Here is a 13,887-nt window from a genome sequence, read left to right as displayed (position 1 = left end):
GCGGTCCTTGACGTACGGGGGTCCCCGTGCCCGCCCCTCCCCAAGATCGCCTACCGGGGCCGCTAACCTTACGTGTCCGTCCTGGCCAGGGATCTACGGGCATCAACTCACGCGAAGGGTTGCGCACATGGGCATTCTCACTCTCCTGCGGAACGCGTTCGGCCGGTCACGCAAGGAGCGGACCGCCGAAGCAGAGGGTGCGACTCCTTCGCCGGAACCGCAGCCGACCGTCCCCTCCCCGTCCCCGGAACCCCAGCCCACGGCCACCGCCCCGGTGCCGGAGCCGCGGACGTCGGAGCCGGCTGCCCCCACGACGCCGGATGACCCGGAGGACGGGGAGCACGAGCTGGTCTCGGCCGCTTTCGACAACATCACGGTCCCCAAGCCGGCACAGCCGGTGCAGACGCAGGGGGAGGCTCCGGCCACGGAGAAGCCGACGCCGTCCGCGGAGGAGCCGACGCCGTCCGCGGAGGAGCCGGTGGCCGAGCCGCCGGCCGCGGAGTCGCCGGCCGCGGAGGCCGAGCCCGCCGCGGAGGAGCCCGCCAAGGCTGAGCCGGCTGCGGAGACGGCGGTGGCCGAGGAGCCGGTGGCCGAGGCACCGGTGGCCGAGGAGCCCGCGAAGACCGAGCCCGCCGCCCAGGCCCCGGTGGCCGAGGCACCGGTCACCGAGGAGCCGGTGGCGCAGGAGCCCGCCGCTGAAGCCCCTGCCACCGAGGAACCCGCTGCCGAGGAGCCGGTCGCGGAGGAGCCCGCGAAGACCGAGCCGGCTGCGGAGACGGCGGTGGCCGAGACGCCGGTGGCTGAGGAGCCCGCAGAGACCGAGCCCGCCGCCGAGGCACCGGTCACCGAGAAGCCGGTGGCCGAGCCCACCGCCGAGGCACCGGCGGCCGAGGAGCCGGTGGCGCAGGAGCCCGCCGCCGAGGCGCCCGCCGCCCAGCCCTCCTCCCCCGAGCCGACCGCGGAGGTACCCGCGGCCGCCGACGGCGAGGACGCCCCACAGGAGTCACCCGCAGCCGACGACGAGAGCCGCACGGGTGGTGCGGGTGGGAACACCCTGGCCGAAGGCGAAGCCGAGGCCGAGGCCACGCCCCCCATCCCCCGCACCCTGCGCACAGCCCACCGCGCCGCCGCCGCCGCCCTCAAGAAGCACGGCCTGACCGGCACCCGGGCCAAGGTCTACCTCGTCCTGGACCGCTCGGCCTCCATGCGCCCGTACTACAAGGACGGCTCCGCCCAGGCCCTCGGCGACCAGACCCTCGCCCTCGCCGCCCACCTCGACCCGGAGGCCGCCGCCCCCAAGGTCCACGTCGTCTTCTTCTCCACCGAACTCGACGGCACCGGCGAGCTCACCCTCACCGAGCACGAGAACAAGATCGACGAGCTGCACGCGGGCCTCGGCCGCATGGGCCGTACCAGCTACCACGTGGCCGTCGAGGAAGTCGTCACCCACCACCACAAGACGGCCCCCGACACCCCCGCCCTGGTGGTCTTCCAGACCGACGGCGCCCCCGACGCCAAGACCCCCGCCACCCAGGCGCTCACCGAGGCCGCGAAGAACCACCCCTCCGTGTTCTTCTCCTTCGTCGCCTTCGGGGACCCCGAGCAGAAGGCCTTCGACTACCTCCGCAAGCTCAAGACCGGCAACACCGCCCCCTTCATGGCAGGTGAGACCCCTCTGGAGCTGACCGACCAGCAGGTCTACGAGGGCATCCTGGCGAACTGGCGCCCGTAGCCCCACCGGGCCCCCGCCCCCACCCCGACCGCGGCCGTCCGCCCACCCCTCAAAACGGGAGGCGGGCGGCCCACCCATGTCGGCTACGATTTCAAGGTTCGAAAACGACGACAGACGCCCCGAGACCCGGCGCCCGTCACCCCACGTAGCGACTTGGGAGCAGCCCGCGATGGCTCGACACCTCATCACCAGCGCCCTTCCGTACATCAACGGAATCAAGCACCTGGGCAACATGGTGGGGTCCATGCTCCCGGCGGACGTGTACTCCAGGTACCTCCGCCAGCGCGGCCACGACGTCCTCTACATCTGCGCGACGGACGAGCACGGCACCCCGGCCGAGCTGGCCGCGAAGGAGCAGGGCCTGCCCGTGGCGGACTTCTGCGCGCAGGCGCACGACGCCCAGAAGGCCGTCTACGACGGCTTCGCGCTGGCCTTCGACTACTTCGGCCGCAGCTCCAGCCCGCAGAACGTCGAGATCACCCAGCACTTCGCCCGCAAGCTGAACGAGAACGGCTTCATCGAAGAGCGCGCCATCCGCCAGGTGTACTCGCCCGCCGACGGCCGTTTCCTCCCGGACCGCTACGTCGAGGGCACCTGCCCCCACTGCGGCTACGACAAGGCCCGCGGCGACCAGTGCGAGAACTGCACCCGCGTCCTCGACCCCACCGACCTGATCGAGCCGCGCTCGGCGATCTCCGGCTCCACGGACCTGGAGGTCCGCGAGACCAAGCACCTCTTCCTCCTCCAGTCCAAGCTCCAGCGCGAGGTCATGGAGTGGGTCGCCCGGCACGACGGCGTCTGGCCGCACCTGGCGTCGTCCATCGCCCACAAGTGGCTGACGGAGGGCCTGCACGACCGCGCGATCACCCGTGACCTGGACTGGGGCGTCCCGGTCCCCGCGGACACCTGGCCGGAGCTGGCGGCCGAGGGCAAGGTCTTCTACGTCTGGTTCGACGCCCCGATCGAGTACCTCGGCGCGACGAAGGAGTGGTCCGACCAGGACCCGGAGAACCGCGACTGGAAGTCGTGGTGGTACGACGTCGACACCGACGTCCGCTACACGCAGTTCATGGCGAAGGACAACGTCCCCTTCCACACCGTGATGTTCCCGGCCACCGAGCTCGGCATCCGCGAGCCGTGGAAGAAGGTCGACTTCGTCAAGGCCTTCAACTGGCTGACGTACTACGGCGGCAAGTTCTCCACCTCCCAGAAGCGCGGCGTCTTCACCGACCAGGCCCTGGAGATCCTCCCCGCCGACTACTGGCGCTACTTCCTGATCGCCAACGCCCCCGAGTCGGACGACTCGTCCTTCACCTGGGAGCACTTCACGGCCACGGTCAACAAGGACCTCGCCGACACCCTCGGCAACTTCGTCAACCGCGTCCTGTCGTTCTCGAAGAAGCGCTTCGGCGAGGAGGTCCCGGCGGGCGCCGAGGCCGGCGAGGCGGAGACGCGGCTGGGCGAGCAGATCGCCGAGCTGCTCGCCGAGTACGAGCAGCACATGGAGACCCTCCAGTTCCGCAAGGCCGCCGCGGCCCTGCGCGCGCTGTGGTCCGCGGGCAACTCCTACCTGGAGGAGAAGGCCCCCTGGCTGGAGATCAAGACCGACAAGGACGGCGCCGCCCTCACCCTCCGTACGGCGATGAACCTGATCCACCTCTACGCGGTGGTCTCGGAGCCCTTCATCCCGACGACGGCGGCCGCCATGCGCCAGGCGTTCGCGCTCAAGGACGACACGGCGACCTGGGTGAGCGCGGACGAGGCCCGCTCCCTGACCTCCGTCCCCGCCGGCACCCCCTTCACGGTCCCGCCGGTCCTCTTCGCCAAGCTCACGGACGAGGACCTGGAGACGTACAAGGAGCGCTTCGGCGGCGAGCCGGCGTAACGCGATTCCCGGTTGCGGCACCCACATCGCAGCTACCCTGAAGCGATCGGCCGGCTGGAAGGATCAGCCGGCCGTCGCGGATCGGGGGACCCCTGTGCGGTGGAGATGGTGGCGGTCGTCGGACGAGACGCCCGCAGTCGGTGCCGGTGAGATCACCTCGAGCGGCAGGGGGTCCATCGCTGCCGGAGGCGACATCCGAGTCGCGGTGAGCGGTGACAACGTCACCGTCCACGTCCCGCCGACCGAGGCCCCGCCCGCCGCCGGCACCGCCGACAGCCTCGCCGCCCAGCGCCAGGAACTGTACGTCGACCTGGTCAAGCAGGGACATCGGCAGGCCGAAGCGACGTTCCGACTCAGTGTGTTCTTCATGGCCGGCGGCGCGCTCATCGTGCTGGCGGGCGGCATCCTGGCCCTGGTGCACGCCGGTAACCCGGACCTCAGCTATCTGCCGCTGGTGACGAGCCTGACGGGCATCCTCATCACCTCGGGCGGCGGTATCCTCGCGCGTCACGCCCGCCACACGCGGGAGGACGCCAAGGAGATGGGTGTACAGCTCAGCGACCAGATCCAGGAGGATCACAAGCTGGAGCGTGCCAGCAGCTTCATCGACCGGGTCGCCACACAGGAGCAGAAGGACCTCCTCTACTCCCTCACCGCGATGCGAGCCCTGGGTATCGAACCCTCTCCCGAGATGCTGGCCGAACGCGTCCTCCCCCACCAGGACGGCACCCGCCAACTCGACGCGGGCACCGGCGACTCGGACCGCCCACCCGAGAACTCCGCCTGATCCAGCATGAGGAGCCCGGGACAGGGGTGGGGATCAGCTACCCGACGCGTACGTCACGAAGTCCGACCACGTCTCCGGGGCGAAGCCCAGGCAGGGACCCTGAGTGTGCTTGGAGTCGCGGACGTGGATGGCGGCGAGGGTGTTGGCGACCTCGACACACGAGTCGTGGCCGGCGACACCCTCCGCATCGAAGTCACCGACACGCGCGGTGACCGACTACCGCACCTCCAGCCGGTCACCCCCGTCAGCCGAACCGGCCGCGGCCTGACCCTCGTAGCCGCCCTCGCCGACCGCTGGGGAGTGAACCGGGGCCTGCCGCCGCGCAAAACGGTCTGCGCCGAACTCGATCTCACCGTCCCGGCACATGAGTCACCGAGGCCTGACGCCCCACGCTCCGGTCCGACCTGCGCTCCCTATGCACCACCCACTGGGGAGAAAGCACCCCACCAAGCCCCACCCCTCCCTCCCGCCGGGCAAACTCACTCCGGCGAGTGAATATGCCCAACTCGGCTGGATTCGGGACTGGTTGCCTGCCTTACGCTCACCGCAGCAAGCCCAACCGCAGACATGCGACGGCCCCCGCCGGGACTAGCGATCCCAGTGCGGGGGCCTGACCACCGAGGAAGTTCGGAGCTTCCTGATGGACACCGAAAACCCTAGCGCGCCGTCGCCCGCCCAGTCCCGCATCCCGGGCAAAAACCACCCCCACGCGCGCCCGAACTCCGGCGTGGTCCACGACAACGTCCGCCTCACCGAGAACTTCACGGTGATCGGCAACGACCTCACCCAGCACAAGGAGCTGTCATTGCTGGCGATCGGGCTGGGTTGCTACATCCAATCCGTGAGACCGGGCACGGCGATCGACATCAAGACCCTCGCAGCCCGCTTCCCGGAGGGACCGACCCGTATCGCCGCAGCGCTCCGCGAACTCGAAACCCACGGCTACCTGCGCCGCACCCGCTTACGGGCCCCCACGGGACGGATCGTCACCCGCACGGTCTCCTGCAACAGGCCAGGCCACCGGGCGGCCCCGTCCGAGCCCTCCGCCAAGCGGCCCGCCCGGCGCACGGCCGCCCCGGACGAACCACCTCCCCGCAAGAAGCGCCTCCCCGCCGTACCCCAGCCCTCATACACCTCGCCCGCCCTCCTCCAGACAGCCGTCGACGTCCTCGCCGGCCTCCGCCGCCACGACCCCCGCCTCCTCCTCTCCGCCACCGACGCCGAACACCTCGCCCCGGGCGTCGCCGCCTGGCTCGAACGCGATCTCACCCCCACCGCCGTACGCCATGCCCTGACCGCGAACCTGCCGGACGAGCCCTTGATCCGACCCGCTTCCCTCCTCGCCCACCGCCTGAGCGCCCAGCTCCCGCCGCCACCGCCGCTGCGGCCCCCGGCCTCACCGGTGCCCGAGCCCCGCCATCCCCTGCGGACCTGCGAGGGTTGCGACCGCGCCTTCCGGACCCCTGCTCCAGGCCGCTGCCGCGACTGCCGAGCCGACCGATCTCCCGGAGGCCGCCTAGCATGAGAGCGACGATCCTTGCCCCTGGGCACAGACGACGAGGAGCGAGCGCCATGACCATCGCACCGGACAACGCGCGGCAGGGCGCCTCTCATCTGTACCGGGCCATGCGCGACTTCGTGGAGTCCACGGACGGCACCCTCCCCGGCAAGTTCGAGATCACCAAAGAAGGAATCGTCCTCGACACGATGTCGCCTGTGCGGCCGCACGAGCTCACCGCACTGCGTCTTCGCAAGCGCCTGGAGCAGGTCATGCCCGAGGAGATCGTGGCTCACACGGGCGAGCCTGACGTAGAGATGGAGCCGGAAGGCATCATGCGCCGCCCCGACATCATGGTGATCGCCGAGGCGGACATGGAGGGAGAGGGGGCCTTCGACCCTCGCACGCTCATCGCCGCCGTCGAGATCGTCTCCCACTCCAACCCGGACAACGACTGGGTCACCAAGCTGCGCGACTACCCCCTGATCGGTGTCCCCGTCTACGCGATCTTCGACCCCCGCACAGGCACCGGCGCCGTCCTCACGGACATCCACCCCACCCCCGACGGCCCTCGCTATGCCACCCGCAAGGACTTCGTCTACGGCGAGGACGTCACCATCGCCGACTGGACCATCTCGACGCAGAATCTGCCGCGCTACCAGGTCGAGGGCAGCGAGCAGCACTGAGCGACCGTGACCGGCGACGGCTGGCTTTCGGTGGTCGCGAAGATCCGAGAGGTCGCCGTGAATTTTTCGGCCGAATCGTGGTCGATCCGCGTGCATCACGCGGATGTTGTCCATTGGCTTGGCATCGATCGCGCCTCACCGGCACCATGCCCTCCGCCACGAACGTATGGTTTCCGCCATGGCAGTCCCTGAGGTCATCCCGATCGCCTACGAACCGCACGGCCGTACCGAGGCGATCGGCCGTTACGCGGACGGGCAGTTCCTGGGTTCGGTCACCTACGCCTTCCCCAAGGGATTCGTCCTCGACGCCGGCTGGGAAGAGCACAAACGCCTCTACGCCGTCCTCCACACCTTCGACGCCGACGGCAGGCACCGCGACTCGGAGATCTGGTGCGCCGGCAGCTGGGCCGAGCAGCAGCGCGACCCGGGGAGCCCGGACTCCGTCCTGGCCCGCGCCCGCGTCCACCTCGCGACGCTGCTGCGCAGCCTCCCGCGGCGCACGTACACCGACATCGCGATACGCCCCTTCCAACTCACTTACGAGAACGTGCTGTTCGGGATGGTGACCGGGGAGGACGAGGGCGAGCCCTGGGCGGAGCTCTACCCGGACCAGCTGGGCTTCGGCGCGCCCTGGGACGGCTCGTACGACACCTGATCCCGTGCGCCTGCTTGTCCCCCTGTGCGGTGCGGCTCCGAAGCGCTATACATGGCGAAGATCATGTGAATCCGGTGGCCTGCCGGGACATGACCAGCCATCGAAGCCGATGCGTGGGGGGATTTCATCCATGGCACTGTTCGGGAACGCGCACACCGTGGACCAGGGGCAGGCGCAGCAGGACTACGCGCGTCTGCTGGGCCACGGTGAGCAGGTGCACGCCGCTTACCTGCTGATACGGGACACCATCCTGTTCACCGACCGCCGTCTCATCCTGGTCGACAAGCAGGGCATCACCGGCAAGAAGGTGGAGTACCACTCCATCCCCTACCGCAGCATCACGCACTTCGCGGTGGAGACCGCGGGCACCTTCGACCTGGACGCCGAGCTGAAGATCTGGCTCTCGGGTTCGGCGACGCCCATCGAGAAGACGTTCACGAAGGGTGTCGACATCTACGAGGTGCAGGCGATCCTCACGCAGTTCGTGGCCAGGTAGCCCGCGTCCCGCCGGTCGCGCCCGGGTCGTCCGCCCGGCGCGGCCGAGGGCGGTCATTGCGCGCCGCGGCTGCGGCCGCACGCCATAATCGGCGCACGATGATCCCGCACCACCGCCATCTGCCCACCGACGTCCTCAGCCTCGGCGCCCGCTACCCGCTCGTCCTGGCAGGCGAGTGCGCGGTCCGGGCCCACGGTCTGACCCCGCGGCCGTCACGGGAGGCCCCGGCGCCGGACCCGGCCGGCGAACCGCTGGAACTGCCGGGCGGGGAGCCCCTGGCGGAGCCGGGGGAGGCCCGGGTGGCGAGGAGCCGCCGGGCGTCGCACAGCGAACCGCTGGAAGTGGCGACGCAGACCCCGCAGCCCATGGACCGGATCGCGGCGGTGATCCGCGCCGGCCTGATGGAACGGGGCTGGCTGGTACGCGTGCTGGAGACCGACCCGCTTGCCGCCCGCCTGCTCGTGACGGACCCCGACACCGGTGAGGAGCGTACGGTCGACCTCCTCAAGGAGACCTTCTGGCGGCCACCGGTCACCACCGATCTCGGCCCTGCGCTCGCGCTGGAGGACCTCATCGGCACCAAGGTCCGCGCCCTGACCGACCGGGGCTCGGCGCGCGACGTCGTCGACGTCCACCTGGCCGCCCCCGGCTGGAGCTTCCCCGATCTGGAGGAACTGGGCCGCCGCCATGCCTGGGACGAGTTCGACCCGGCGGATCTCCAGTCGCGTCTGGAGGCGACGGAGCTTCTGGACGACAGGGAGTTCACCGCCCGTGGCCTGCCCGAGTCCGCGCTGCCGGCCCTGCGCCGCTGGGTGCGGGCCTGGGCGGACGACATCGCCGAACGCCTCCTGGAGGAGGAGGCGCTCGGGCCACCGCCGGAGGAGTGAGCGGGCCCCCTTCACCGCCGTGAACAGGGCCCCTTTCCGGGCGCCGGCCACTGATAAGATCCGGCCACTTGTGCGAGGGCACGGGCCCTCGTAGGGGAGGGAAGTTCACGTGGGCAGACACGCCCCGAGACGGGGCGGTCGGGCCGTCCTCGTCTCCGCGCTCACGGTCGCCGTGGCGGCCGGATCCATCACCTTGTTCTCCAGTACGCAGGACAACGGCGCCCGGGCCGCCACCACGACGTCGGCCGGCACCACCGAGATCGTCCTGGACGATCCGCGCAACGACACCACGCGCTCCGACCGGCTGCTCTCGGCCGGCGAGACCGGGTTCCTGCACCGCCAGGCCGGGGTCGCCGGGCTGCTGTGGACCGACTACGACGACGGCACGACGGTCACCGTCGAGGGCCCGTCCGGCGTCTACAAGCCGACCACGACCAGCTGCTGGGACATCTCCGCGGACTGCGCCTCGGGCATGTACGGGCAGGCCACCGACACCGTGGCGCTGCCGCACATCACCTACACCGACCCGGTGTCGCTGTGGCGTCCGGACGGCAGCGCGCTGCGGACCGTCGACACGGGGTCCACCGACACCTACGTCGGGACGTACGGCGACACGGTCGTCGCGGCCGACTTCCAGGGCTCGTTCAACGGTGAGCCCCTCGACGGGACGTGGCTGCACCTGTTCGACCTCGTCGACGGCAAGGTGCGCCAGCGTCCGGTGACGGGCTACCCGTCCCAGCAGTCCTGGTGGAAGGACAACGCCCGCACCGGCGACGAGACCGGCATGCTCCTCGCCCACCCGAACCTCGACGAGGTCGGCGGCGTCGAGTCGTACTCCGTGGGCTATGTCGACTTCGCCACCGCGCAGTTCACCACGGTCTTCACGGATCTGCCCAGTAAGCCGAAGCTCGTCCTCACCGACGACCGCATCGGCTGGTACACCGTCTCCGGCGGCCTGCACCTGAAGCCGCGCGCCGACCTCACCGCCGAGGAGACGGTGCCGGTGGCCGCGGGGACGGCGTTCGACGGCCATCCGACCCTCGTCGGCGACTGGCTCGTGCTCGCCTCCCCCATCCGCGTGGCCGCCTACTCCCTGACCGACGGCACCAACAAGACGCTGCTGACCAGGTCCTACGGCACCTCGCTGGCCACCCCCGACGGCAACGCGCTCGTCACCGGCGGCACCGGCGCGAGCGACTGGTGGATCCAGCGGGTCTCCCTCGGCGCCGACGGCGCCCCGCGGCTGGAGAAGCTGTTCAAGGTCGCGCCGTACGAGAACGCCAAGACCGGTCTCGCGCTGAGCCGCGGCACCCTGCGCGTCGCCGAGGACAATCCGAACAGCGGCTCCGACACCACCTCGCTGCGCACGCTCACCACCGACGGCGGCAGCCTGCTCACCGCGTCCGCCGCCACGGACAGCGCCACGATCAGCCCTGAGTGCCCGTACCCGGGCGCCGTCTGCTCGGCACTGTGGGGCATGCACGACGGCGACAGCTCCAGGGACGTCTACCTCGACACGTACTACGACGGCGACGAGGGCGGCAGCGGCCTGTCCCACGCCGACGTGCTGGTCTCCATCGGCGGCCAGCGCATGGAGTTCCCCACGGAGGGCGGCGCCGTCGTCGACGTCTCCGACGACTACGCCGTCTACAACTCCGGCGGCTCCACCCCCGCGCAGTACGTCGGCGAGTTCGGTCAGGGGCAGCTGCTGAAGCGCTCCATCCGCGCCGCCGCCCTCAACGGCCCCACCCTGTGGAGCGCCACCACGACCACCGGCAAGCTGACCTCGTACAGCCTCACCGAGAACAAGACCCTCGCCACGGTGACCGTCCCGGGTCTCGCCTGTGTGCCGAGCGAGCTGCAGGCGGCGGGCCGCTGGCTGTACTGGGCGTGCGGAACCGCGTCGGCCGGGGTGTACGACACCAAGGCCGGTACGGCGCGGTCGGTGCTCCCCGGTGATGTCCTCCTCGGCGACGGTTTCACCGTCCGCCACGACCACGACGCCGACCAGCTGGTGCTGACCGAGGCGGCCACGGGCACCACCCGCGTGATCGCCTCCCGGCTGCCCGACACGGGCCTCGCCCAGGACCGCCGCTTCCGCTGGACGCTCGACGAGTACACGGGCCTGGTCGCCTGGTTCGACGCGTACGAGCAGACGCACGTCGCCACCACCGGCGTCGCCCCGTCCGCGCCGACGGCCCTGCACTCGGACGCCGAGGACCACGCGTACCCGCCCGGCTCGGACCCCTGGAACGGCCTGTGGTTCCTGTCCCGCCCGGTGACCTCCTGGTCCCTCACCTTCACCTCCGTGCAGAGCGGTGCGAACGGCAAAGCGACCCGCACGATCACCGGCGGTGCGAGCACGGGCCTGGTGGAGGCGGCCTGGAACGGCAGGACGGCCAGCGGCGGCTACTTCCCGAACGGCGAGTTCACCTGGACCCTCAAGGCGACCGGCCTCGGCAGCTCCACGGCCGCCACGGTCACCACCGGCGAGGGGTTCCTCACCCGGGGGGCCGCCGTGCGCCGCGACCACACCAGCCCCGACGGCCCCGACGGCCGCGGCGATCTGCTCACCCTGAACTCCTCCGGCGGCCTGACCTTCCACAGCGGCACCGGCACGGGCAAGGTCAACTCGAAGTACACGGGCACCGGCTGGGCCACCACGATCATGGCCGTCCCCTTCGGCGACCTGAGCGGCGACCGTTGCAACGACGTCCTGGTCCGCTACAGCAGCGGCGCCCTGCGGCTGTACAAGCCGGGCTGCGGTTCGGCGGTCAAGCCGTCCACCTCGTACACCACGCTGGCGAGCAGCGGCTGGACCCAGTACAACGCGCTCACCTCGCCCGGTGACCTGAGCGGCGACGGCCGCCCGGACCTGATCGCGCGCAACTCCTCCACCGGAGCGGTCTACCTCTACAAGGGCACCAGCGACGGCAAGCTGTCCGCGCGGGTGAAGCTGTACGACAACTGGAAGGGCTACCGGAAGATCATCGGCGTCGGCGACATCACCGGCGACGGCAGGGCCGACCTCCTCGCCCAGGACACGGCGAACACTCTGTGGCGCTACGACGGCAAGGGCGACGGCACGTTCGCCGCCCGCGTGAAGGTGTTCGGCGACTGGGGCGGTAGCTACAACGTCGTCGTCGGCATCGGCGACATCACGGACGACGGCCGCCCGGACCTCGTCTCCCGCGACACCAGCGGCAACGTGTGGCGCAACAGCGGGGACGGGAAGGGGTCGTTCGGTTCGCGGGCCCAGATCGCGAGCGGCTGGAGCGGCTACAAGTTCCTGTCCTAGCGAAGGACGACATGGAAGTGGCTCGGAACCGGTCCCGGTTCCGAGCCACTCACCGTTGGTGCCCGTTTCGGCCTGGCGCCTACTTCGGCTGCGGCTTGCGCACCGACAGGTGCAGCTCCTTCAGCCGCGCCTCCTCCAGCTCCGTCGGCGCGCCCATCATCAGGTCCTGGGCGTTGCCGTTGAGCGGGAAGGCGATGGTCTCGCGGATGTTGGGCTCGTCGGCGAGGAGCATGACGATGCGGTCCACGCCCGGCGCGATGCCACCGTGCGGCGGGGCACCGAAGCGGAAGGCGCGCAGCATGCCGGCGAACTTCTCCTCGACGGTCTCGCGGTCGTAGCCCGCGATCTCGAAGGCCTTGAGCATGATCTCCGGCTCGTGGTTCCGGATCGCGCCGGAGGACAGCTCGACGCCGTTGCAGACGATGTCGTACTGCCAGCCCAGGATGTCCAGCGGGTCCTGGGTCTCCAGAGCCTCCAGACCGCCCTGCGGCATGGAGAACGGGTTGTGCGAGAAGTCGATCGCGCCGGTCTCCTCGTCCTTCTCGTACATCGGGAAGTCGACGATCCAGCAGAACCGGAAGACGCCCTCCTCGAAGTGCCCGGCACGCTTGGCGGCCTCGACACGGACCGCGCCCATGATCTTCGAGACCTCGTCGAACTCGCCCGCGCCGAAGAACACGGCGTGACCGGCCTCCAGGCCGAGACGCTCGGTGAGGACCTTGATGTTCTCCTCGGTGAGGAACTTCGCGATCGGGCCGGTCAGCGAGCCGTCCTCGGCCACGCGGACCCAGGCCAGGCCCTTGGCGCCCTGCGAGACCGCGAAGTCACCGAGCTGGTCGAAGAACTTGCGGGGCTGCGCGGAGACGTCCGGCACCGGCAGCGCCCGCACGTGCTTGCCGGCGAACGCCTTGAACTCCGAGCCCTCGAAGACGTCGGTGATGTCGACGAGCTCCAGCTTGGCGCGCAGGTCCGGCTTGTCGCTGCCGTACTTCAGCATCGCCTCGCGGAACGGGATCCGCGGGAAGGGGGACGTGACGTGACGGCCGCCGCCGAACTCCTCGAACAGCTCGGTCATCAGCTTCTCGACGGGCTGGAAGACGTCCTCCTGCTCGACGAAGCTCATCTCGATGTCGAGCTGGTAGAACTCGCCCGGCGAGCGGTCGGCGCGCGCGTCCTCGTCACGGAAGCAGGGCGCGATCTGGAAGTACCGGTCGAAGCCCGAGATCATCAGCAGCTGCTTGAACTGCTGTGGCGCCTGGGGGAGGGCGTAGAACTTGCCCGGGTGCAGGCGGGAGGGGACGACGAAGTCGCGGGCGCCCTCGGGGGAGGTCGCCGACAGGATCGGCGTCGCCATCTCGTTGAAGCCCAGCGCCGTCATCTTGTGCCGGATCGCCGAGATGACCGCCGTACGCAGCATGATGTTCTTGTGCATGCGCTCGCGGCGCAGGTCCAGGAAGCGGTACTCCAGGCGCCGCTCCTCGTTGACCCCGTCCTCGGTGTTGATCGTGAACGGCAGCGGGGCGGCCGCGCCGAGCAGCTCCACCTCGCCGACCTCGACCTCGACCTCTCCGGTCGGCAGGTCGGGGTTGATGTTCTCGGTGCCGCGGGAGACGACCTTGCCGTCCACGCGGACGGTCGACTCCTTGGAGAGCTTGTCGAGGGCCTCGTACGCGGGCGTACCGGGACGGGCGACGAGCTGCGTGATGCCGTAGTGGTCGCGCAGATCGATGAAGAGGATGCCGCCCAGGTCGCGCCGATTGTGCAGCCAGCCACTCAGCCGGACGTCGGTGCCGACGTCAGAGGAGCGGAGCTCGCCGCAGGTGTGGGACCTGTACCGATGCATCGTCGTTCATCCAGTCTTCGCGGATCGGGGGGCGTGTTTCACGTGAAACTTTCCGTGAAACCTCACCCAAGCCTACCGGGGACCCCAAGATCGCCTCCCCACCATTTCACCGCGCCCTCC

The 13,887-nt window shown here is 70.3% G+C and carries 11 protein-coding genes; 9 read left to right on the top strand and 2 right to left on the bottom strand.

Annotated features, from left to right (window positions below; all coding sequences use genetic code 11):
• The first annotated feature begins 127 nt into the window (after positions 1-127).
• From ACFYNL_RS17600 to ACFYNL_RS17590, 3 genes are all read left to right on the top strand, one after another.
• Positions 128-1,732: a VWA domain-containing protein gene (locus tag ACFYNL_RS17600; protein ID WP_388803682.1), complete on the top strand. Its 1,605-nt coding sequence runs from the start codon at positions 128-130 to the stop codon at positions 1,730-1,732.
• 169 nt (positions 1,733-1,901) lie between these two features.
• Complete coding sequence (metG, locus tag ACFYNL_RS17595; RefSeq protein ID WP_388803679.1) at positions 1,902-3,617, top strand: methionine--tRNA ligase; 1,716 nt, start codon at positions 1,902-1,904, stop codon at positions 3,615-3,617.
• 205 nt (positions 3,618-3,822) lie between these two features.
• Complete coding sequence (locus ACFYNL_RS17590; RefSeq protein WP_388803676.1) at positions 3,823-4,404, top strand: hypothetical protein; 582 nt, start codon at positions 3,823-3,825, stop codon at positions 4,402-4,404.
• Positions 4,405-4,437: 33 nt separating this feature from the next.
• On the opposite strand, the gene ACFYNL_RS17585 is transcribed toward ACFYNL_RS17590, so the two are convergent.
• Positions 4,438-4,533 (bottom strand): DUF397 domain-containing protein, encoded by a 96-nt coding sequence (locus ACFYNL_RS17585; RefSeq protein ID WP_388804578.1) that lies wholly within the window; start codon positions 4,531-4,533, stop codon positions 4,438-4,440.
• 511 nt (positions 4,534-5,044) lie between these two features.
• Here ACFYNL_RS17585 and ACFYNL_RS17580 point away from each other — a divergent pair.
• From ACFYNL_RS17580 to ACFYNL_RS17555, 6 genes are all read left to right on the top strand, one after another.
• Positions 5,045-5,929 carry a helix-turn-helix domain-containing protein gene (locus ACFYNL_RS17580; protein ID WP_388803673.1) on the top strand — a complete coding sequence of 295 codons (885 nt, stop codon included), beginning with the start codon at positions 5,045-5,047 and terminating at the stop codon, positions 5,927-5,929.
• A gap of 47 nt (positions 5,930-5,976) precedes the next feature.
• Positions 5,977-6,588, top strand: a complete 612-nt coding sequence (locus ACFYNL_RS17575) for a Uma2 family endonuclease (protein ID WP_388803670.1) — start codon at positions 5,977-5,979, stop codon at positions 6,586-6,588.
• Positions 6,589-6,766: 178 nt separating this feature from the next.
• The gene (locus ACFYNL_RS17570) at positions 6,767-7,243 is read left to right on the top strand and encodes a hypothetical protein (protein WP_388803667.1); all 477 of its coding nucleotides are present in this window, start codon (positions 6,767-6,769) and stop codon (positions 7,241-7,243) included.
• A gap of 130 nt (positions 7,244-7,373) precedes the next feature.
• Positions 7,374-7,739, top strand: a complete 366-nt coding sequence (locus tag ACFYNL_RS17565; protein ID WP_019753506.1) for a PH domain-containing protein — start codon at positions 7,374-7,376, stop codon at positions 7,737-7,739.
• Between the two features lie 98 nt (positions 7,740-7,837).
• Positions 7,838-8,626, top strand: coding sequence for a nucleotidyl transferase AbiEii/AbiGii toxin family protein (locus tag ACFYNL_RS17560; RefSeq protein WP_388803663.1), 789 nt, complete (start codon positions 7,838-7,840; stop codon positions 8,624-8,626).
• Positions 8,627-8,735: 109 nt separating this feature from the next.
• Positions 8,736-11,924 carry an FG-GAP-like repeat-containing protein gene (locus ACFYNL_RS17555; RefSeq protein ID WP_388803660.1) on the top strand — a complete coding sequence of 1,063 codons (3,189 nt, stop codon included), beginning with the start codon at positions 8,736-8,738 and terminating at the stop codon, positions 11,922-11,924.
• A 79-nt stretch (positions 11,925-12,003) separates the two neighbouring features.
• Here ACFYNL_RS17555 and aspS read toward each other — a convergent pair whose 3' ends face one another.
• Positions 12,004-13,767 carry an aspartate--tRNA ligase gene (gene aspS / locus ACFYNL_RS17550; protein WP_388803657.1) on the bottom strand — a complete coding sequence of 588 codons (1,764 nt, stop codon included), beginning with the start codon at positions 13,765-13,767 and terminating at the stop codon, positions 12,004-12,006.
• Positions 13,768-13,887 lie beyond the last annotated feature (120 nt).

This window comes from Streptomyces sp. NPDC007808, from assembly GCF_042868655.1.
Lineage (GTDB): Bacteria > Actinomycetota > Actinomycetes > Streptomycetales > Streptomycetaceae > Streptomyces.
Note: the sequence above shows the minus strand (reverse complement) of the source record. Positions and strands in the feature narration are given on the sequence as shown.

Coding starts and splice junctions, on each gene's coding strand:
- ACFYNL_RS17565 (WP_019753506.1), top strand. CDS start 7,374: ATGGCACTGTTCGGGAACGCGCACACCGTGGACCAGGGGCAGGCGCAG.
- ACFYNL_RS17560 (WP_388803663.1), top strand. CDS start 7,838: ATGATCCCGCACCACCGCCATCTGCCCACCGACGTCCTCAGCCTCGGC.
- ACFYNL_RS17600 (WP_388803682.1), top strand. CDS start 128: ATGGGCATTCTCACTCTCCTGCGGAACGCGTTCGGCCGGTCACGCAAG.
- metG (WP_388803679.1), top strand. CDS start 1,902: ATGGCTCGACACCTCATCACCAGCGCCCTTCCGTACATCAACGGAATC.
- ACFYNL_RS17570 (WP_388803667.1), top strand. CDS start 6,767: ATGGCAGTCCCTGAGGTCATCCCGATCGCCTACGAACCGCACGGCCGT.
- ACFYNL_RS17580 (WP_388803673.1), top strand. CDS start 5,045: ATGGACACCGAAAACCCTAGCGCGCCGTCGCCCGCCCAGTCCCGCATC.
- aspS (WP_388803657.1), bottom strand. CDS start 13,767: ATGCATCGGTACAGGTCCCACACCTGCGGCGAGCTCCGCTCCTCTGAC.
- ACFYNL_RS17575 (WP_388803670.1), top strand. CDS start 5,977: ATGACCATCGCACCGGACAACGCGCGGCAGGGCGCCTCTCATCTGTAC.